We start from the raw sequence: 19371 nt of genomic DNA, 5'->3' as shown, positions 1-19371 counted from the left end.
CGCCGGGAGGGGTCATCGCGATTCTTCGGTGCGGACGAGGATCGCGCCGCACTCGGGGCAGAACACGACCTCGTCGGTCTGTGCCCGGCGGACCGTGGCCAGGTCGCTCGGCGGCAGCACCATGCGGCAGGCCTCGCAGGCGCCGGCGCGCAGCAGACCCGCACCGTTGCCGCGGGAGGCGAGACGCTCGTAGAGCCCCAGCAGGTCGGCGGGGACGGACGCGGCCACGGCGTCACGATCGCGGCGCGCACCGTCGAGGCGCGTCGTCGCGTCGGACACGGTGGTCTTGGCCTCGGCGCTGAGCTGCGCGCCCTGCGCGTTGGTGTCGGCGATCAGCGCCTCTTGCTCGGCGACCGCGGCGTCGGCGGCCTCGAGGCGCTCCATGAGCGCGATCTCCATGTCTTCGAGGTCGCCCTTGCGGCGCTTCAACGACACGAGCTCGTTCTCGAAGCCCTGCGCCTGCTTGGGGTTGGACGAGGCGGCGAGACGCTCGGTGTCGCGTGCGATGCGGGCGTCGACGACGGCGACGTCGGATTCGAGGCGCTTCAGTTCGGCGGTGATGTCGTCGCGCACGTTGGCCCGGGTACCGAGCTCTTGCGCGAGCGTCGCCCGCTGGGCGATGAGCTCGCGCACGCGCTCGGCCTGCGGCGGGTTCGCCGCGACGCGCTCATCACGACGGATGCGGGCGTCGAGGTCGGCGAGATCGAGCAGTTTGCGCTGGTCGGCGGGATCGGCATTCACGCATGCAACGCTACCCCGGGGGTCGGACATCGGCGGTACGCGCCGACAGCGCGGCCCGCGCGCGCCCGGCGCCGAGATCACACCTTCGGCGCGAGATCACTGCGTGCGGCCGCGCTCTTCGGTGCGACCTCGCGCCGGACGTGTCATCTCGCGCGCGTCGGCCGGCGATCGAAGGGGCGGGTGCGCACGCGGCGGGGGCCCGCGGCTAGACTCGGGGCATCCCGGGCCTTTAGCTCAGCTGGTAGAGCGCCACGTTTACACCGTGGATGTCGTCGGTTCGATCCCGGCAGGGCCCACCACCTCCGCGGTGCCGTACACCGTCCGCTCACGTCGCGCATCATGGAGCGATGGAGCACCGCACCCCCATCGACCTCGACTCGTGGCCGCGTCGGCAGCACTTCGATCACTACCTGCACGCGTCGCCGTGCACGTACGCGCTGACCGTCGAGGTCGACGTCACCGACTTCGTCGCGGCCGTGCGGGCGTCGGAGCGTCGCACGTACGTCGCGCAGATCTGGGCCCTCTCGGCGATCGTCGATCGGCATCCCGAGTTCCGCCTCAGCCTCGACGAGACGGGCGCGCCGGCCGTGTGGGATCGCGTGCACCCGGCCTTCACGGTCTTCCACGCCGTGAGCGAGACCTTCTCGTGCCTCTGGGTTCCCTTCGACCCGGACTTCCCCGCGTTCCACGATGCCGCCGTGCGCACGATCGCCGAGCACGCGGCATCCGAGGAGTTCTTCCCGCAGGGCGAACCGCCGCGCAACACCTTCGACGTCTCGAGCCTGCCGTGGACGGACTTCACCGGCTTCACGCTGAACATCCAGAAGGGCTGGGCGCATCTCGCGCCGATCGTCACGCTCGGCCGGTACGTCGACCGCGACGGCCGCGTGCTGCTGCCCGTCGCCCTGCAGATCCACCACGCCGCGGCCGACGGCTTCCACGCCGCCCGCTTCGTGAACGAACTGCGCGAGCTTCTGGCCGACGGTTCGTGGGTGACGGCCCCCGCGGCCGCCGAGCGCTAATTCAGGATGTTCACGCTCCGCGCGATCACCAGCGCCAGCAGGATGAACCCCGACACCGCCTGCACCATCATGAACAGCTTCGCCCGACTCGACAGCGGCATGACGTCGGTGGGGCTGAAGGCCATGGCGTTGGATGCCGAGAAGTACAGGTAGTCGACGTACCCGGGCGCCCAGTCCTCGACGTCGGACGAGCGTCGCCGCACTTCGCTGACGGCGTCGCGGTCGCTGTCCTGCGGGAACTGGAAATCGGCGGCCGGGAGCTCGTCTCGGGGGTCCCGACGGCGGGCGATCGGCCCGCCCCGGTCCATCTCCCAGTAGACGACGGCGTAGCCGATCACGTTGATCGCCCACACCTGTGCGGCGCCGAGCAGCGTTCCGGCCCCGTCGCCCTGTCCTTGCAACAGCTGGTGGACGAGCAGCACCAGCGCCACCTGGTTCGCGAGCAGCAGCACGGCGGTGAACGCCAGCGCGAAGCCGCGCCCCCATCGCGACTCGCGCGTGAGTCGCGATGGATTCGTCACCACCATGGGGACGGCGCACAGCACGCCGGCGCCCACGACGACGTACCTCAGGATGCCGGCGGCCTCCGTGGGCAGGAAGGCGTACAGTCCCGCCCCCACGGCGAGGGCGATCAGCACCGGCCAGCGGTGCTCGGGCCGCGTGCGGAACGCGGAGGGATCCTGCGGGCTCACGCGCTCAGGCTAGACCCGTCCCGCCCTCGGTCCCGGGCTCGGACGTCCTTCATCGCTTCTCCACAGCCGGGACGGGACTCCTCGACGTCGAAGGGTCGTGACGGTCGGAGCAGGACCGCGGGCTCCCCGCGCACCCGATGGCGCGCCGACTCGCTAGGCTGGACGCTGGTTGATTGTGCGGAGCGAACAAGGGTTGCCGCACTCGTATGGCGATTCTCTGGCATGACCTGCCAGACGACGAAAGGTCTTCCGTGACTGTTCACGACCAGGATCCGTATTCGCAGGGGCCGCAGGACAGCGACCCGGAAGAGACCGGGGAGTGGCAGGAATCCCTGCGACAGCTGGTCCAGGCGAAGGGTCCGGCTCGCGCTCGCGAGATCATGCTGAGCCTGCTCAAGGGCTCGAAGGAACTGCACCTCAACGTGCCGATGGTTCCGACCACCGATTACATCAACACGATCGCTCAGAAGAACGAGCCCGAGTTCCCGGGCGATGAAGAGCTCGAGCGTCGTTACCGCAAGTGGATCCGCTGGAACGCGGCGGTCACCGTGCACCGCGCGCAGCGTCCCGGCATCGGCGTCGGCGGCCACATCTCGACCTACGCGTCGTCGGCGGCCCTGTACGAAGTGGGCTTCAACCACTTCTTCCGCGGCCTCGACGACCCGTCCGGTGGCGACCAGATCTTCATCCAGGGCCACGCCTCGCCCGGCGCGTACGCGCGCGCCTTCCTCGAGGGTCGCCTGACGGAGGCGCAGCTCGACGGCTTCCGTCAGGAGAAGTCGGCGGCGCCGAACGGCATCCCCTCCTACCCCCACCCCCGTCTCATGCCGGAGTTCTGGCAGTTCCCGACGGTGTCGATGGGTCTCGGTCCGATCAACGCCATCTACCAGGCGATGTCGAACAAGTACCTCGCCAACCGCGGCATCAAGGACGTCGGCGGCTCGCAGGTGTGGGCCTACCTCGGCGACGGCGAGATGGACGAGGTCGAGAGCCGCGGCCAGCTGCAGGTCGCGGCGAACGAGGGCCTCGACAACCTCAACTTCATCATCAACTGCAACCTGCAGCGCCTCGACGGCCCCGTCCGCGGCAACGGCAAGATCATCCAGGAGCTCGAGAGCTTCTTCCGCGGCGCCGGCTGGAACGTCATCAAGGTCGTCTGGGGTCGCGAGTGGGACGACCTGCTCGCCCGCGACACCGAGGGCGCCCTGCTCAACCTCATGAACACCACGCCCGACGGCGACTACCAGACCTACAAGGCCGAGAACGGCGCGTACGTCCGCGAGAACTTCTTCGGTCGCGACCCTCGTGCGCTCGAACTCGTCAAGGACTACACCGACGAGCAGGTCTGGGGCCTCAAGCGCGGCGGCCACGACTACCGCAAGGTCTACGCGGCGTTCAAGGCGGCGGCCGAGCACAAGGGACAGCCCACCGTCATCCTCGCCAAGACCATCAAGGGCTACGGCCTCGGTCCCCACTTCGAGGGCCGCAACGCCACGCACCAGATGAAGAAGCTGACGCTGGACGACCTCAAGTCGTTCCGCGACGCCATGGACATCCCCGTCACCGACGCGCAGCTCGAAGAGAACCCCTACCAGCCGCCGTACTACAACCCCGGTGAGAAGGACGAGACCATCCAGTACATGCTGGAGCGTCGTCGCTCGCTCGGCGGCTTCCTGCCCGAGCGTCGCACGACCCACGTGGGTCTGGAACTGCCCGGGGATGCCGCGTACGCGCTGCCCAAGAAGGGCTCCGGCACCCAGGACGTGGCGACCACGATGGCGTTCGTGCGTCTGCTGAAGGACCTGCTGCGCGTCAAGGGCTTCGGCCACCGCATCGTGCCGATCATCCCCGACGAGGCGCGCACGTTCGGTATGGACGCGTACTTCCCGACGGCGAAGATCTACAACCCCAAGGGCCAGCACTACACCTCCGTCGACCGCGAGCTGCTGCTGGCGTACAAGGAGAGCCCCGAGGGCCAGATCATCCACGTCGGCATCAACGAGGCGGGCGCCCTCGCGGCGTTCACCGCGGCCGGCACGGCGTACGCGACCCACGGCGAGCCGCTCATCCCGGTCTACGTCTTCTACTCGATGTTCGGCTTCCAGCGCACGGGCGACGCCCAGTGGGCCGCGGGCGACCAGATGGCGCGCGGCTTCATCATCGGCGCCACCGCCGGCCGCACCACGCTGACGGGTGAGGGTCTGCAGCACGCCGACGGTCACTCGCAGCTGCTGGCCTCGACCAACCCCGCCACCGTGTCGTACGACCCGGCCTACGGCTACGAGATCGCCCACATCGTGCGCAGCGGTATCGAGCGCATGTACGGCGGCGAGCACTCCGACCCGAACGTCATGTACTACATGACGGTCTACAACGAGCCGTACGTGCAGCCCGCCGAGCCCGAGGGCGTCGACGTGGACGGCATCGTCCGCGGCATCCACCACATCTCCACCGGTGAGGGCGACGGTCCCCGCACCCAGCTGCTCGCGTCGGGCGTCGGTGTGCCGTGGGCCCTCGAGGCGCAGCGTCTGCTGAAGGACGACTGGGGTGTGAAGGCCGATGTGTGGTCGGTGACCTCGTGGTCGGAGCTGCGTCGCGACGGTCTCGCCGCGGACGAGCACAACTTCCTGCACCCCGATGAGGAGCCCCGCGTGGCCTACCTCACCGACAAGCTGAAGGAGGCCGAGGGTCCCGTCGTGGCCGTCAGCGACTGGATGCACGCGGTGCAGGACCAGATCCGCCAGTGGGTTCCGCAGAACTACTGGACGCTCGGCGCCGACGGTTTCGGCTTCTCCGACACGCGTGCCGCGGCCCGTCGCTTCTTCAAGATCGACGGCCCCTCGCTCGCCGTGCGCGCCCTGCAGGCCCTGGCCGAAGAGGGCAAGGTCGACCGCGCCGTCGTCGGTCAGGCGATCGAGAAGTACCGCCTGCACGACGTCAACGCCGGCACCAGCGGCAACGCGGGCGGCGAGGCCTGAGTCCGGTGACGGACTCCACCGTCGGACCCGGTTCCCCCCGCACCGCGGGCGGGGCCGGGTCCGACCGGTCTTCGGCGGGCGACGCCGCGGTCGAGAAGGCCGAGACCCTCGCGTGGCTGCGGCGCATCTCCGGCGATCTCGCCACCGCGACGATCCAGCGCCTCGAAGAGACGCTCCCGTGGTACGCCGAGATGCCCCCCGCGCGGCGATCGGCGGTGGGGCTGGTCGCGCAGGCCGGCATCACCTCGTTCCTGCAGTGGTTCGAGGAACCGGCATCCACCCCCGCGATCGCGGCCGACATCTTCGCCGCGGCCCCGCGCGAACTGCTGCGCAGTGTGAGCCTGACGCAGACGCTGCAGCTGGTACGCGTGACCGTCGAGGTCATGGAGGAACGCGTCGCCGGGCGGAGCGAGAAGGTGCGCGAGGCGATGCTGTCGTATTCGCGCGAGGTCGCTTTCGCCGCCGCCGACGTCTATGCCCGGGCGGCCGAGGCCCGGGGCCTGTGGGACGCGCGTCTCGAGGCGCTCGTGGTGGACTCGATCCTCACGGGCGAGGCCGACGACGAACTCCCCAGCCGCATCGCCGCCCTCGGGTGGCACGGTCATGGCGAGGTCGCGGTGCTCGTGGGCACCACTCCCCCGCAGCTCGACGTCGATCAGGTGCGGCGCACGGCGCGCAAGCTCGGCGTGGATGTGCTCATCGGCGTGCAGGGGTCGAGGCTCGTGCTGGTGGTCGGCCGTGCGGATCTGCCCGCACGCTCGAGCGGAGAGGACACCGCTGAACTGCCCTTCCCCGAGATCGCGAAGCGCCTCGAGCCCGGCTTCGGGTCGGGGCACCTCGTGCTGGGCCCGGCCGTTCCGGCTCTGGTCGACGCAGGACAGAGCGCCCGCGCCGCTCTGGCGGGTTTCGCCGTCGCCCGGGCATGGCGCCACGCCCCGCGTCCGGTCGAGGCCGACGACCTGCTCCCGGAGCGAGCCCTCGCGGGAGACGCGGTGGCCAAGCAGACCCTCGTCGACCGCGTCTACCGCCCCCTGCAGGCGCACAGCGCCGATCTCGTCGCGACCCTGTGGAGCTACCTCGACAACGGCCGGTCGCTCGAGGCGACAGCCCGCGAGCTCTACGTGCACCCCAACACGGTGCGCTATCGCCTGAAGCGCGTCTCCGAGGTGATCGGCTGGGATGCCACGGGCCCCCGCGAGGCGCTGATCCTGCAGACGGCGCTCATCCTGGGCTCGATCGGCACGGATGCCACCCGCCGGCGCGGTCTCGCCAGTCGGCGACCGCTCGCGTCCCGTTGACGCGCCCCTCGGCTTCCTCTCGTCGAGTGTCCCCGACACGCCGTTCCGAGCACCGGCGGGCGGCGTGTCGTGGACACTCGACGGAGGGGTGGCGGCCGTGCTGATGCACGGCGCGCACAAAGACACGCCGCATATCTGTGCCGATATCTCCATAAGCACCGGCCCGATCCTTGGCAGGATGGGACGGTGATCATCGCCGTCTTCCCCGGACAGGGCTCGCAGACCCCTGGGTTCCTCTCGCCGTGGCTCGAGATCGACGAGGCGCGTGAGCGCCTCGCCGCCTTCTCCGATCAGGCCGGAGTCGACCTCATCGCCGCCGGTACCGAATGGGATGCCGACCGGATCCGCGACACCGCGGTCGCCCAGCCGCTCATCGTCGCCGCGTCCCTGCTGTCGTGGGCGGCACTGAACGAGCGCACGGGCACACCCGTCGCCGGTGTCGCGGGGCACTCCGTCGGTGAGATCGCCGCTCTGGCGGCATCCGGGGTCCTGAGCGACGCGGACGCGCTGCGCCTGGTCGGTCTGCGCGGCCGCGCGATGGCCGAGGCGGCCTCCGCGGTCGACACCGGAATGAGCGCCGTCGTCGGCGGAGACGAACAGGCCGTTCTCGAACGCCTCGCGGCGCTGGACCTCACCCCCGCCAACTACAACGGCGGCGGGCAGATCGTCGCCGCCGGGGAGCTGCCGGCCCTGGCCGAGCTCACCGCGGAGGCTCCCCGCGGTGCGCGGGTCATCCCGCTGCAGGTCGCCGGTGCCTTCCACACCCGCTTCATGGAGCCCGCGGTCGAGACGCTGCGATCCGCCGCGGCCGACGTCGAGGTCGCCGACCCGAACTTGACGCTGTGGACCAACTCCGATGGCTCCGTCGTCTCCGACGGCCGCCGCGCGCTCGACCTCGTCGTCGCGCAGGTGGCCTCGCCCGTCCGCTGGGATCGTTGCATGGCCTCGTTCGCGGAGCGCGGCGTCACCGGCATCATCGAACTCTCGCCCGCGGGGGCGCTCACCGGGCTCGCGAAGCGCGCCCTGCGCGGCACCCCGACCGTGGCGGTCAAGACCCCCGACGACCTCGACGCGGCCGTCTCACTGCTGAAGGAAGACCAGGCATGAGCACCCCCACCCTCCGCCAGACCCAGGGCGCGGCCCACACCCGCATCTACTCGTACGGCGCGGCCCGCGGCGAGAACTTCGTCCCCAACGACGACCTCGTGGGTCCCATCGACTCGAGCGACGAGTGGATCCGCCAGCGCACCGGCATCGTCACGCGCGTCCGCGCCAACAAAGAGACGGATGCCATCGACCTGGCCGCCGAGGCCGCACGCGAAGCCGTGGAGAAGTCCGGCGTCTCCCCCGCCGACATCGACGCCGTGATCGTCGCCACCATCAGCAACCCGAAGCAGACGCCCTCGGCCTCCGCGATCGTCGCCGACCGGATCGGCGCGAACCCCGCCGCCGCCTACGACGTCAACGCCGCGTGCGCGGGCTTCGCCTACGGCGTCGGCCAGGCCGACGCTCTCGTGCGCGCGGGTCTCGCGACGCACGTCGTCGTCGTGGGAGCCGAGAAGCTCAGCGACATCGTCGACCCCACCGACCGCAGCATCTCGTTCCTCCTCGGCGACGGCGCGGGCGCCGTGGTCGTCGGACCGAGCGACACCCCCGGCATCGGCCCGACCGTCTGGGGGTCCGACGGCTCGAAGGCGGATGCCGTGGGCATGAACGCCACGCTCAACGAGTTCCGCGACGGCACGGCGCCGTGGCCCACCCTCCGCCAGGAGGGCCCCACGGTCTTCCGCTGGGCCGTGTGGGAGATGGTGAAGGTCGCGCGTCAGGCGATCGAGGCCGCGGGCATCGAGCCCGGCGACCTCGCGGCGTTCGTGCCGCACCAGGCCAACATGCGCATCATCGACGAGTTCGCCAAGCAGCTGGGCCTGCCCGAGACCGTCGTCATCGGCCGCGACATCGAGACTACGGGCAACACCTCCGCGGCATCCATCCCGCTCGCCACCCACCGTCTGCTCGAGGAGCACCCCGAGCTCAGCGGCGGTCTCGCGCTGCAGATCGGCTTCGGCGCCGGGCTCGTGTTCGGCGCGCAGGTCGTCGTGCTTCCCTGACGCGAGAGCGTCGAACCCTAGACTGATCGGGGCCTGTCAGGCCCGCCCCCAAGAAACAGGAGACATCATGGCATTCACCAACGACGAGGTTCTCGCCGGCCTTGCCGAGCTCATCACCGACGAGACCGGTATCTCGGCCGACGAGGTCGCCCTCGAGAAGTCGTTCACCGACGACCTCGACATCGACTCCATCTCGATGATGACGATCGTCGTCAACGCCGAGGAGAAGTTCGGCGTCACCATCCCCGACGACGAGGTCAAGAACCTCAAGACCGTCGGCGACGCCGTGACGTTCATCACGTCGAACCAGTCCTGACACCTCCCGGTGGGGGCTTCGGCCCCCACCGGTCACGACCTGTCGGCCGCACCAAGGATCTCTCGCTCATGAGCACACCCCGCATCGTCGTCACCGGCATCGGAGCCACCTCGCCCATCGGCGGAACGGCACCCGAGAGCTGGTCCGCCCTGCTCGCCGGAACCTCCGGCGCCCGATCCCTCGAGCACGAATGGGTCGAGCAGTACAACCTGCCCGTCACCTTCGCCGCCGAGGCGCTCGTGCGTCCCGAGACCGTGCTCGAGCGACCCGTCGCCAAGCGGCTCGACCCCTCGTCGCAGCTCGCCATGGTCGCGGCCAAGGAAGCATGGGAAGACGCCGGCAGCCCCGACATCGACCCCGACCGTCTCGGCGTCGACTTCGCCACCGGCATCGGCGGTGTCTGGACGCTGCTCGACGCCTGGGACACCCTGCGCGAGAAGGGCCCGCGTCGCGTCATGCCGATGACGGTACCCATGCTCATGCCCAACGCCGCGGCGGGCAACCTTTCGCTGCACTTCAACGCGCGCGCCTTCGCACGCACGGTCGCGTCCGCCTGCGCCTCGAGCACGGAGTCGATCGTCAACGCCGTGCAGCACATCCGCGACGGCCTCGCCGATGTGGTGATCGCGGGCGGGACCGAATCGGCCATCCACCCGATCACGATCGCCTCGTTCGCGTCGATGCAGGCGCTGTCCAAGCGCAACGACTCCCCCGAGACCGCCTCGCGCCCGGCGAGCATCGACCGCGACGGCTTCGTCATGGGCGAGGGCGCCGGCGTCCTCATCCTCGAGACAGAGGAGCACGCCAAGGCCCGCGGCGCCAAGATCTACGCCTCGATCGTGGGCGGCGGCGTGACCGCGGACTCGTACCACATCACCGCCAACGACCCCGAGGGCCACGGAGCCGCCCGCGCGGTGCACATGGCGCTGGAGATGGCCGGAGCGTCGGTCGACGACGTGACCCACATCAACGCGCACGCCACCTCGACGCCCGTCGGCGACCCGAACGAGTACAAGGCACTGCGCTCCGTCTTCGGCGACCGCGTCGACGAGATCCCCGTCTCGGCGACCAAGGCCTCCACCGGCCACCTGCTCGGTGGCACGGGTGCCCTCGAGGCGATCTTCACCGTGCTGGCTCTGCAGAACCGCGTCGCGCCGCCGACGATCAACCTCACCGAGCAGGACCCCGAGGTCCCGTTCGCCCTCTCCGGCTCTCCCGTCGAGCTGGGGGCGGGCGACCAGCTCGCCATCAGCAACTCGTTCGGCTTCGGCGGGCACAACGCCGTCGTCGCGATCGCCTCGGTCTGACCGCAGAAGAACGCCCCCTGGCATCCCCCCGACTGCGATCGGGGATGCCAGGGGGCGTTCTTTTTCATCCGGGTGGGGATACGCGGTCCCGGTGCCGGGTATGGACACCGGCCTCCGGTAGTGGCGCCTCCCCGCCCGGGGGTCTCAGCCGACCTTGTGCAGCCAGACGATCTGCTGATCGTCGCCCGCGTGGCGGAACGGCTCGAGCTCTTCGTCCCACGCGGAGCCGAGGGCGACGTCGAGTTCGCGCTGCAACTCGAAGGGATCGCCCGCGGCGACCTCCATGGCGTAGCGCACGCGGTCCTCGCCGATGACGACGTTGCCCGAGGCGTCGGTCTGCGCGTAGTGGATGCCGAGCCCCGGCGTGTGCATCCAGCGACCGCCGTCGCTGCGCGGCGTGGGGTCTTCACTCACCTCGAAGCGCAGGTGCTCCCATCCGCGGATCGCGCTCGCGAGCGCCGCGCCGGAGCCGACCGGGCCCTCCCAGTAGAACTCCGCGCGGCGGCTGCCCATCAGCACGGGCTGGTCGGCCCAGTCGAAGTTGACGGCACGGCCGAGAGCGCGTCCTACCGCCCACTCGAGATGGGGGCACAACGCGCGGGGCGCGGAGTGGATCAGGATCACTCCGCGCGAAGACGTGATCGCCATGGTCTCTCCTTCGTCAGGTACGTCTTCCCCTACGACCTGTGATGGAGCACGGCGGCTGTTCGTTTGTCCCGGCAATTATCGCCCGTGCATAACGAAATCACAACACTGTGATTCAGCCGCCCGTCACGGAGGCGCTGTCAGGCGAACCAGAGTGCCCAGTACAACGCGAAGTTGCGGTTGCCGTAGGCCGAGCAGGCGTCGCCCGTGCCCCACCGCGCGGCGAGGGCCGCCGGGTTCGGCTGGTAGGGCGTGTAGTTGTACAGCGCCGCGGTGGCGCGGTTCGTGATCGTCACGTCGGTGCCGCCGCAGGCCGGGTCGGGCGAGTAGGCGATGTAGTGCGTTCCGGGCTGGCGCATGAAGCCCGAGGCGCTGTACGACTTCAGATCGGTCGTTCCCTGGGCGACCTGCTCGGCGAAGCCGGCCGCGCCCGGGTCGCACGCGGCGTCGTCGGGGCAGCGCGCCCCCATCGCGGCCCCCAGCTGCTCGGCGCGGGGGGCGCGGGCCGAGCGACCGGCGACGAGGCTCTGCTCCTTCTGCAGGGTCACCAGGATGACCTTCGCCGAGATACCGCACGCGCGCTGCACGCGGTCGATCACCTGCGCGGCGGATAGCTCTCCCCCTTCCCACCCGTCGCAGACCGTCTCGCCCGTGGCATCCGAGACGATCGGTTCACGCGCGGGGAAGTCCACGCGCAGATCGGCGAGGCACGTGTCGCCCGTGCACGCGCCCACCTGGTCGTCGAGGAACGCCTGGATCTGATCGGCGGTCAGTGCGTCACCGTCGTAGAAGTCGTCGTCGCCGATCAGGGTGCCGGGGTCGAAGGACGCCAGGTCGACCGCGTCGCGTCGGGTCTCGGCGTTCCACGCGGCGTTCCACGCCCGCGTGAGCGACACCAGCGGCACGAGGGCGACCACGATCAGAGCGACGAGCACGACGGCCGTGACGCCGACGGTGATCCGGCGACGGCGGAGCACGCGCGCGCGGGCCGCGGAAGGCCGTCGCCTGCGTCTCTTCGCCACCCCTCGATCGTGCCGCACCGCGCTGACCGCTCGCTGCACGCACGGGGATGGCGTGGCGAGGCGGTCAGCGCGGTGAGGGGTGCTGAGCGATCCCGACTCAGCTGCCGGACGGAGCCGACGGCGTGGGAGCCGAGCCCTCTGCGGGCGGTGCGGGCGGGGTGGGCGCGCTGCCGTCGGTGGGAGGGGTGGGAGCGGATCCCTCGGCGGGAGGAGCGGGCGGCGTCAGGGCGGAGCCGTCGGTCGGCGGGGCGGGCTTCTCTCCGCCGGCCTCGGGGCCGTGGGCTCCGGGAACGTTCGCGCCCGAGCCGTCGCCGGGGCCGCATTCACCGGGGCCGGTGCCGTCGGGAGCGGCGGGGCCGGCGGGCGCGGTACCGTCGGTCGGAGCCGGTGCGGGCGTGGGCGCGGTGCCCTCGGCGGGGGCTCCGCTCGGCGTGGAGCCCGGCGTGGGAGCGGTGCCGGGGCCGGTCGCGCCCCCGTCGGCGCTCGGAGCCGAGGTCGCCGCGGTGAGCGTCGCTCCCCCGGTCTGCGCGGCCAGGGCGGCGCTGCCGCCGGTGAGCCCCGCCGCCACGATCACGGCCCCCGCGATGAGGGCGGGTCGCCGCCAGGAGCGGCGGCGCTGCTCGGTGGTCTCCTCCAGACGCGGGAGCGGCTGGGTGGGGTATTCGTCGTCGTTCATGATGTCCTCCTGCGCCGGTGGCTGTCACCGGCTCTGAGACCAGACTTCGAGCCGGGACTGAAGCGAACCTGAAGCCGGTGCCCGAGAGGCGAGCGCATACGCAAGCCATATCTCGCGTTCAGGGGGCGGCCCTATCGTCACTCGGATGTCCGCTACCGCCCGTGTGCTCGTCCTCGACGACGACGAGACGATCCGCGTGTCCGTGCAGACCGCGCTGCGGGCGGAGGGCTTCGTCACCGAGGCCGCCCCCGACGGGAGCGACCTGAGCGCCCGCCTCGATCGATTCCGTCCCGACCTCGTCATCCTGGACTGGATGATGCCGGGACCGAGCGGCATCCGGTTGCTGCCCCTCGTCCGCGCGACGGGCGACATCCCGGTGATCATGCTGACCGCGCGCGATGAGGTCGACGACCGTCTGCGCGGCTTCGCGGAGGGCGCCGACGACTACGTCGTCAAGCCGTTCACGATGGCCGAGCTCGTCGCGCGCGCCGGTGTCGTGCTCCGTCGGCGCGGGCGCCTTCCGCAGACCATCGCGGTCGGCGACCTGCTGGTGGATCCCGATGCCGCGACCGCCCACCGCGCGGGAGCGCCGCTCGAACTGACGGCGACGGAGTTCCGCCTGCTGCAGCTGTTCGCGGAGAGTCGCGGACGCACGCTGTCGAAGGCGCAGATCCTCACCCAGGTGTGGGGCTACGACGATTACGACCCCAACCTCGTCGAGGTGCACCTCAGCGCCCTGCGTCGCAAGATGGAGCAGCACGGGCCCCGGCTGATCCACACCGTGCGCGGGTTGGGCTACCGCTTGAGCGCGGCCGCGTGAGCTCCGCGGTCCTGCGCTCGGGGTCGCTGCGACGTCGCACGATCGTCGCCGTCGTGGCTCTCGTTGCGCTGCTGCTCGTGGTGCTGGCGGTCGTGGTGGACCTGGCGCTCGGCGCGCGACTGCGCGGACAGATCGAAGAGCGCCTACGTGATCGCGCCGCCGCCACAGCGTCGCTGGTCGGCATCGTCGACGACTCCGACCTGGCGGAGCGTCTGTCGGACCAGGGCCTCGCCGTCCGCATCGACTCCGCCGGGGGCGGGTCGGTGGTGGCGGGCCCGAGCCCCGAGCAGCTGCGCGAGGCGCCGGGCGGGCCGGCAGGACCGGGGGGCGGGGCGCCCGGAGAGCGTTCGGTACCGCAGCCCACGCCCTCCAGCGGCGTGGATGTCGTGGCATCCGAGGTGTCGGGCGACGATCAACTGATCACCCTGCGCTCGACGCTCAGCGACGGATCGACTTTAACCCTCACCGCTTCGGCCGTCGGTGTCGGCGAGACCCTGGGGCAAGTGCGATGGATCATGGCCGTGTCGTCGATCGGGGTGCTCGTCCTCGCGGCGGGCGCCGTGACACTCGTCGTCCGGCGGAGCCTGCGCCCCCTCGACCGGGTCTCGGAGGTCGCCCGAGCGATCGGCGCGGGCGAACGGGAGCGGAGACTGCACCCGACGCGCACCGACACCGAGATCGGTCGAGTGGCGACGGCGCTCGACGACATGCTCGACGATGTCGTGGGCGCGGAGAAGACGGCCCGCGAGGCCGAGCAGCGGCTGCGGGCGTTCCTCTCGGATGCCGCTCACGAGCTGCGCACGCCCGTCGCCGGCATCCGGGCGGCCGCCGACACCCTCGTGCGTGCCGACCTGGACGGGCCCGAACGCGAGATGCTCGCCGCGCACGTGGCACGGGAGGCCACGCGCGCGTCGCGCCTCGTCGACGACCTGCTGACGATGGCGCGAGTGGATCGTGGACTCGATCTGCAACGCGTCGACATCGATCTGCGCACGCTCGTGGATGCCGAAGCGCGTCGCATGCCGCTGGTGCACCCCTCGGTGCGGCTGCGAACGGCCGTCCCCGACCAGCCGGTCCGGACGACCGTGGATGTCGATCGCATCGCCCAGGTCGTGGCGAACCTGATCGAGAACGCCGCCCGTGCGACGGGCGGGACCGGGGAGATCGAACTCGCCCTGCGGATGGACGACCGACGCGCCGTGATCTCGGTGACCGACGACGGCCCGGGGGTGCCCGCCGCCGACCGGGAGCGGATCTTCGACCGGCTGGTGCGCCTGGATGCCGCGCGGGCCTCGGCCGCGGGCGTCGGACTGGGATTGCCGATCGCCCGCGGGATCGCCCGCGCGCACGGCGGCGACGTCCAGTACGTCGCGTTGCCGACGGGGGCGCGTTTCGAAGTCGAGCTGCCGTTCACCGTCGCCTGAACGCGGCGCGATCAGCGCGCCGCGCGTGAGGCGAGACGATGAGCGCGCGCCGGGCGCGGGCGCCGTCCGCCCGGCGGGCGGAGCGTGAACGGCGCCCGCGCCGTCAGCCCGGGGCGGGGATGCGTCAGTTCGCCGTGCGACCCACCGGGCGGCGGGGCGGGGCGGGCGGCGGGGCGATTCCCGCGGCCGTGAGTGTGAGACCGTCGGCGCCGCTGGCGTCGTGCATCATCTGATCGATGAGCTCGCGGTCGATCGCGGGCTCCCGACCGCCGTAGAACTGCATGACCAACGCGTTCGAGGCGTGGATCCACAGGCTCGCCTGGCGCACGCCCTCGTTGACGGGCAGCTGGAGCATGAACCCCTCATTGCGTCGCAACTTGTTCATGACGACGATGCGGAGGTGAGCGAGGATGCGGTCGTCGATGTCGAACGATGCGCGGTCTCGGTAGATAAGTCTTCCCACGACAGGTCCTTTTCTGGCGCGCCGAAACGTACCGGTAGAGCAAGGGCGGGACCACGCCGGGAAGCGAGGCAATGCGGGAGTTCCAGTATTCCACTCCGCACGCCGTGGGGATACTCCGCGAGCGATATATCGCTCACCGGGTGTGTCGCGCCTCGGGGGCCGTTCTAGAGGTCGCGGCGAATGCCCAGGCTGTCCGACGACAGGGTCGCTAAGTTGGGTCACGATCTGCGATCATCCGACCCACGAGAGAGAAACCCGTGAGCCATCACCGCACCTCCCCCGACCAGGAGGGCCGATCTTCGAGCCCCCTCTTCTCGAGAGGGGGTGAGATCTGATGCTGGCTGCGGCCCTGACGCTTCTGTTGGGGATCATCGTGACCCTGGCGATCATCGTCGCCTGCGGATTCTTCGTCGCGCAGGAATTCGCCTACATGTCCGTCGACCGGGCGCGGCTGACCGCGCGGGCCGAGAAGGGCGACGCGCAAGCGAAACGTGTTCTCGCGATCACCAAGCGCACGTCGTTCATGCTGTCGGGTGCCCAGCTCGGCATCACGGTGACCGGACTGCTCATCGGGTACGTCGCCGAGCCGCTGATCGGCGAGTCGATCGGCACGCTGCTGGGCGGCGTCGGCGTCGACCCGGCCGTGTCCGTGCTGATCGGAACCGTCGGCGCGCTGCTGCTCGCGACCGTGGTCACCATGATCTTCGGCGAGCTCTACCCGAAGAACCTGGCGATCGCGAACCCCGAGCCGCTCGCGCGCGCCCTCGCCGTGCCGACGCGCATCTACCTGCTGCTCTTCGGCTGGCTCATCACGGTGTTCGACGTCGCGGCCAACGCGCTTCTGCGCCTCCTGCGCATCGAGCCCCTCGAGGACGTCGACGAGAGCGCCACGGCGCGAGACCTCGAAGCGATCATCGAGGAGTCGCGCCAGAGCGGCGACCTGCCCGACGACCTGTCGATGATCATCGACCGCATCCTCGACTTCCCCCAGCGCGACGTCGAGCATGCGATGGTGCCGCGATCGCAGGTGGGATCGGTGACGCCCGAGACCACCGTCGGCGAGGTGCGCGCTCTCATGGCCACCGGCCACACGCGCTACCCCGTGATCGGCGCGGAGGACTCCCCCGTCGGCGTGGTCGAGCTCATCGACATCCTCCGAGAGGATTCCGCGGATGCCGCGCCGGTGGCATCCGTCATGCGGTCGGCGGTCGTCATCCCGACATCGATGCTGCTCCCGGTGGCCCTGGAGCGCATGCGGCAGACGCGCAACGAGTTGGCGTGCGTCGTGGACGAGTACGGCAACTTCGACGGCATCCTGACCATCGAGGACCTGACCGAAGAGGTCATCGGCGAGCTCTCGGACGAGCACGACGCCGAGGTGGCCGAGGTGTCCGCTGTCGGCGACGACGCGTGGAGCGTACCGGGCGACCTGCACCTCGACGAGCTCGAGAGGCTCATCGGTCACGACCTCGCCCACAGCGACGTCGAGACCGTCGCGGGTCTCGTGATCGAAACGCACGGCGACCTCCCGCCCGTCGGCGGGGTCGTACGGATCGACCTGCCCGAGCGGGCGTCCGAGACCGTGCAGGGACTCGATTACGAGCGCTGGCTCGCGGTCGAGGTCGTCGAGGTCGACCGTCACGTGCCGTCGCAGTTGCGCGTGCAGCTGCACGAGGTGGATCGGGATGCCGCCGCCGTCGACGGCCCGGCCCACGGCGAGGAGGTGGCCCGATGAACGGCTGGACCGTCGCGCTCATCACGGCCGCGCTCATCATCGCGAGCGCCTTCTTCGTCATCGTCGAGTTCGCCCTCCTCGCGGCCCGTCGTCACCGGCTCGAGGAGGAGGCCGCCACGAGCGCGTCCGCCCGCGCGGCCCTGCGCGGGGTCAACGAGCTCACCGTCATGCTCGCGTTCGCGCAGCTCGGCATCACCGCCTGCACGTTCCTGCTCGGAGCGATCACGAAGCCCGCGATCGACTACGCGCTGGCCCCGGTGTTCGAGGCGTGGGGTCTCCCCTACGTCCTGGCCGACATCATCGCGTTCATGCTCGCGCTGATCGTGGTGACGTTCCTGCACCTGGTCATCGGCGAGATGGCGCCGAAGTCGTGGGCGATCGCGCACCCCGAGACCGCGGCGAAGGCCACCGGCATCCTGGCCCGTGCGCTCACCTGGCCGCTGCGTCCGTTCCTGCTGTGGATCAACCACATCGCGAACCGCCTGGTGAAGGCCTCGGGCGTCGAGCCCGTAGACAAGGCCGCGGCGGGTGGGCAGGACGCCGACACGATCCGCGAACTGGTCGCGCACTCGCGTCAGGCGGGCACGCTCGAGCAGCAATACTCCGAACCCATCGCCCAGGCGATCGCGCTCGGCACGCTCACCGTGGGCGACATCGTGCGCACCGACCGCTCCCCCACGGCCGTTGCGATGGACGCCACGGTCGCCGACGTCCAGGCCGTCGCGGCGTCGTCCACGCACCTGCGCATCCTGGTGGGCTCGGGTGCGGCGTCTCGCGTGATCCACGTGCGCGACACGCTTGCCATCGATCCGTCGACGCCGGCGCGCGACATCGCCCGCGATCCGCTGCTGCTCGAGCCCTCGGCATCCGCCTACGACGCCCTCGCCCGCATGCGCCGCGGACGGGTGCAGCTCGCGACCGTGGTCGAGGGCGAGAGGCTCGTCGGCGTCGTCACGCTCGACGACCTGCTGCGCGAGATCCTGCCCGGGCCGGGCGAGCCCGAGGTCGTCGCCGCGGGATGACTCGGTTCGGGGCGGATCCTTCCGTTCAGGGCGAGAATCGCGCGCCCCGAGGCGAGGATTCCGCCCCGAACCGGTCGGGTGATGCCGGAGCGCGAGAGTCAGGTCGGGCTGTCAAGCCGTCCGGAGGGATGAGGAACGCGGCGTACCGTCGCCCGCATTCACCCCCTCATCTCTTCGGAGGACATCCATGAGCAAGACCTGGTTCATCACCGGTGCATCCAAGGGCTTCGGCCGCGAATGGGCCGAGGCGGCGCTGGAGCGCGGCGACAACGTCGCCGGAACGGCCCGCAACCTCGACGACGTGCAGGAGCTCGTCGACTCCCACCCCGACACGTTCCTGCCCCTGCAGCTCGACGTCACCGACCGCTCGGCGGACATCGACGCCGTGCGGAAGGCGCACGAGAAGTTCGGCGTACTCGACGTGGTCGTCAACAACGCCGGCTTCGGGCATTTCGGCATGGTCGAGGAGCTCACCGAAGACGAGGTGCGCGCTCAGCTCGAGACGAACTTCTTCGGCGCGCTGTGGGTCACTCAAGCGGCTCTTCCGATCATGCGGGAGCAGGGCTCGGGCCACATCATCCAGGTCTCGAGCATCGGCGGCATCAGCGCGTTCCCGACCGTCGGCGCCTACCACGCGTCGAAGTGGGCGCTCGAGGGACTGTCGCAGTCGCTCTCGCAAGAGGTCGCGGGCTTCGGCATCCATGTCACCCTCATCGAGCCCGGCGGGTACTCCACGGACTGGTCGGGTCCGTCGGCCAAGCGCAGCGACGAGATCGACGCGTACTCCGCCGTGCGCGAGGAGGCGGCCAAGCGTCCGTCGGCCAACGACCCCGGTAAGCCCGAAGCCACACGCTCCGCGATCCTGAAGGTGGTGGATGCCGAGAACCCGCCGCTGCGCATCTTCTTCGGCAAGGCGCCCCTCGGCATCGCCGAGCGCGACTACGAGTCGCGTCTGCAGACGTGGCGCGAATGGCAGCCGGTGTCCGAAGAGGCGCACGGCTCGTAATCGCGAGTCCGGCGCCTTCCGGGGCGCCGTCCGTGCAGTGGGGCGTCCGGTGACCGCCCCTCGCACGGGATGCGCCCCGGTACACGTGAACCGCCC

Annotated in this window: 18 protein-coding genes and 1 tRNA gene; 13 read left to right on the top strand and 6 right to left on the bottom strand. The window is 70.7% G+C overall.

The features are described 5' to 3' along the window. Positions 1 to 12 precede the first annotated feature (12 nt). Complete coding sequence (locus tag RWH45_RS15010; protein WP_315995678.1) at positions 13 to 741, bottom strand: zinc ribbon domain-containing protein; 729 nt, start codon at positions 739 to 741, stop codon at positions 13 to 15. 223 nt (positions 742 to 964) lie between these two features. On the opposite strand from RWH45_RS15010, the gene RWH45_RS15005 reads away from it, so the two are divergent. After that, positions 965 to 1040: transfer RNA gene (locus RWH45_RS15005), tRNA-Val, on the top strand. 48 nt (positions 1041 to 1088) lie between these two features. Continuing rightward, positions 1089 to 1763 (top strand): CatA-like O-acetyltransferase, encoded by a 675-nt coding sequence (locus RWH45_RS15000; protein ID WP_315995677.1) that lies wholly within the window; start codon positions 1089 to 1091, stop codon positions 1761 to 1763. On the opposite strand, the gene RWH45_RS14995 is transcribed toward RWH45_RS15000, so the two are convergent. Next, positions 1760 to 2455, bottom strand: coding sequence for a DUF1345 domain-containing protein (locus RWH45_RS14995; protein ID WP_315995676.1), 696 nt, complete (start codon positions 2453 to 2455; stop codon positions 1760 to 1762). The genes RWH45_RS15000 and RWH45_RS14995 overlap by 4 nt on opposite strands. 251 nt (positions 2456 to 2706) lie before the next feature. Here RWH45_RS14995 and aceE point away from each other — a divergent pair, with 251 nt between their 5' ends. The 6 genes from aceE (at position 2707) to RWH45_RS14965 (ending at position 10462) form a co-directional block, all read left to right on the top strand. Beyond that, positions 2707 to 5433, top strand: coding sequence for a pyruvate dehydrogenase (acetyl-transferring), homodimeric type (gene aceE, locus RWH45_RS14990; RefSeq protein WP_315995675.1), 2727 nt, complete (start codon positions 2707 to 2709; stop codon positions 5431 to 5433). 116 nt (positions 5434 to 5549) lie between these two features. Beyond that, entirely contained in the window at positions 5550 to 6731 is a 1182-nt protein-coding gene (locus RWH45_RS14985) for a PucR family transcriptional regulator (protein WP_315995902.1), read from the top strand. 186 nt (positions 6732 to 6917) lie between these two features. Then, positions 6918 to 7838, top strand: a complete 921-nt coding sequence (locus tag RWH45_RS14980) for an ACP S-malonyltransferase (protein ID WP_315995674.1) — start codon at positions 6918 to 6920, stop codon at positions 7836 to 7838. Continuing rightward, positions 7835 to 8839 carry a beta-ketoacyl-ACP synthase III gene (locus tag RWH45_RS14975; protein ID WP_315995673.1) on the top strand — a complete coding sequence of 335 codons (1005 nt, stop codon included), beginning with the start codon at positions 7835 to 7837 and terminating at the stop codon, positions 8837 to 8839. The genes RWH45_RS14980 and RWH45_RS14975 overlap by 4 nt, the downstream gene beginning before the upstream one ends. A gap of 67 nt (positions 8840 to 8906) precedes the next feature. Beyond that, the gene (locus tag RWH45_RS14970; protein WP_022880558.1) at positions 8907 to 9155 is read left to right on the top strand and encodes an acyl carrier protein; all 249 of its coding nucleotides are present in this window, start codon (positions 8907 to 8909) and stop codon (positions 9153 to 9155) included. A 68-nt stretch (positions 9156 to 9223) separates the two neighbouring features. Continuing rightward, a complete protein-coding gene (locus RWH45_RS14965; protein WP_315995672.1) occupies positions 9224 to 10462 on the top strand; it encodes a beta-ketoacyl-[acyl-carrier-protein] synthase family protein in 1239 nt (412 codons plus the stop codon). 144 nt (positions 10463 to 10606) lie between these two features. Here the strand turns inward: RWH45_RS14965 and RWH45_RS14960 are convergent, their stop codons facing one another. The 3 genes from RWH45_RS14960 to RWH45_RS14950 form a co-directional block, all read right to left on the bottom strand. Beyond that, entirely contained in the window at positions 10607 to 11110 is a 504-nt protein-coding gene (locus RWH45_RS14960) for a DUF3145 domain-containing protein (RefSeq protein ID WP_076675660.1), read from the bottom strand. Between the two features lie 137 nt (positions 11111 to 11247). Beyond that, positions 11248 to 12129: a hypothetical protein gene (locus tag RWH45_RS14955; RefSeq protein ID WP_315995671.1), complete on the bottom strand. Its 882-nt coding sequence runs from the start codon at positions 12127 to 12129 to the stop codon at positions 11248 to 11250. A 97-nt stretch (positions 12130 to 12226) separates the two neighbouring features. Further along, complete coding sequence (locus tag RWH45_RS14950; RefSeq protein WP_315995670.1) at positions 12227 to 12805, bottom strand: hypothetical protein; 579 nt, start codon at positions 12803 to 12805, stop codon at positions 12227 to 12229. 145 nt (positions 12806 to 12950) lie between these two features. Between RWH45_RS14950 and RWH45_RS14945 the strand changes: the two genes are divergently transcribed. Then, positions 12951 to 13625 carry a response regulator transcription factor gene (locus tag RWH45_RS14945; protein WP_315995669.1) on the top strand — a complete coding sequence of 225 codons (675 nt, stop codon included), beginning with the start codon at positions 12951 to 12953 and terminating at the stop codon, positions 13623 to 13625. Further along, positions 13622 to 15049: a sensor histidine kinase gene (locus RWH45_RS14940; protein WP_315995668.1), complete on the top strand. Its 1428-nt coding sequence runs from the start codon at positions 13622 to 13624 to the stop codon at positions 15047 to 15049. Before RWH45_RS14945 ends, RWH45_RS14940 begins: the two co-directional genes overlap by 4 nt. A gap of 124 nt (positions 15050 to 15173) precedes the next feature. Here the strand turns inward: RWH45_RS14940 and RWH45_RS14935 are convergent, their stop codons facing one another. Beyond that, on the bottom strand, positions 15174 to 15512 hold the full coding sequence (locus tag RWH45_RS14935) for a DUF7882 family protein (RefSeq protein WP_298872682.1): 339 nt from the start codon (positions 15510 to 15512) through the stop codon (positions 15174 to 15176). A 334-nt stretch (positions 15513 to 15846) separates the two neighbouring features. Here RWH45_RS14935 and RWH45_RS14930 point away from each other — a divergent pair, with 334 nt between their 5' ends. The 3 genes from RWH45_RS14930 to RWH45_RS14920 all read left to right on the top strand — a co-directional run bounded on the left by RWH45_RS14930 (position 15847) and on the right by RWH45_RS14920 (position 19275). Next, positions 15847 to 17247 carry a hemolysin family protein gene (locus RWH45_RS14930; RefSeq protein WP_315995667.1) on the top strand — a complete coding sequence of 467 codons (1401 nt, stop codon included), beginning with the start codon at positions 15847 to 15849 and terminating at the stop codon, positions 17245 to 17247. Continuing rightward, entirely contained in the window at positions 17244 to 18269 is a 1026-nt protein-coding gene (locus RWH45_RS14925; RefSeq protein ID WP_315995666.1) for a CNNM domain-containing protein, read from the top strand. Before RWH45_RS14930 ends, RWH45_RS14925 begins: the two co-directional genes overlap by 4 nt. A 187-nt stretch (positions 18270 to 18456) precedes the next feature. Then, the gene (locus RWH45_RS14920) at positions 18457 to 19275 is read left to right on the top strand and encodes an SDR family oxidoreductase (RefSeq protein WP_315995665.1); all 819 of its coding nucleotides are present in this window, start codon (positions 18457 to 18459) and stop codon (positions 19273 to 19275) included. The last annotated feature ends 96 nt before the right edge of the window (positions 19276 to 19371 follow it).

This window comes from Microbacterium galbum (assembly GCF_032464915.1).
Classification (GTDB): Bacteria; Actinomycetota; Actinomycetes; order Actinomycetales; family Microbacteriaceae; genus Microbacterium; species Microbacterium galbum.
This window is presented reverse-complemented; position numbering and strand designations above follow the sequence as displayed.

Bases quoted from the DNA above. Each gene is read 5' to 3' on its own strand.
- RWH45_RS15000 (WP_315995677.1), top strand. From the start codon at position 1,089: ATGGAGCACCGCACCCCCATCGACCTCGACTCGTGGCCGCGTCGGCAG.
- RWH45_RS14975 (WP_315995673.1), top strand. From the start codon at position 7,835: ATGAGCACCCCCACCCTCCGCCAGACCCAGGGCGCGGCCCACACCCGC.
- RWH45_RS14970 (WP_022880558.1), top strand. From the start codon at position 8,907: ATGGCATTCACCAACGACGAGGTTCTCGCCGGCCTTGCCGAGCTCATC.
- RWH45_RS14965 (WP_315995672.1), top strand. From the start codon at position 9,224: ATGAGCACACCCCGCATCGTCGTCACCGGCATCGGAGCCACCTCGCCC.
- RWH45_RS14960 (WP_076675660.1), bottom strand. From the start codon at position 11,110: ATGGCGATCACGTCTTCGCGCGGAGTGATCCTGATCCACTCCGCGCCC.
- RWH45_RS14950 (WP_315995670.1), bottom strand. From the start codon at position 12,805: ATGAACGACGACGAATACCCCACCCAGCCGCTCCCGCGTCTGGAGGAG.
- RWH45_RS14945 (WP_315995669.1), top strand. From the start codon at position 12,951: ATGTCCGCTACCGCCCGTGTGCTCGTCCTCGACGACGACGAGACGATC.
- RWH45_RS14930 (WP_315995667.1), top strand. From the start codon at position 15,847: ATGCTGGCTGCGGCCCTGACGCTTCTGTTGGGGATCATCGTGACCCTG.
- RWH45_RS14925 (WP_315995666.1), top strand. From the start codon at position 17,244: ATGAACGGCTGGACCGTCGCGCTCATCACGGCCGCGCTCATCATCGCG.
- RWH45_RS14920 (WP_315995665.1), top strand. From the start codon at position 18,457: ATGAGCAAGACCTGGTTCATCACCGGTGCATCCAAGGGCTTCGGCCGC.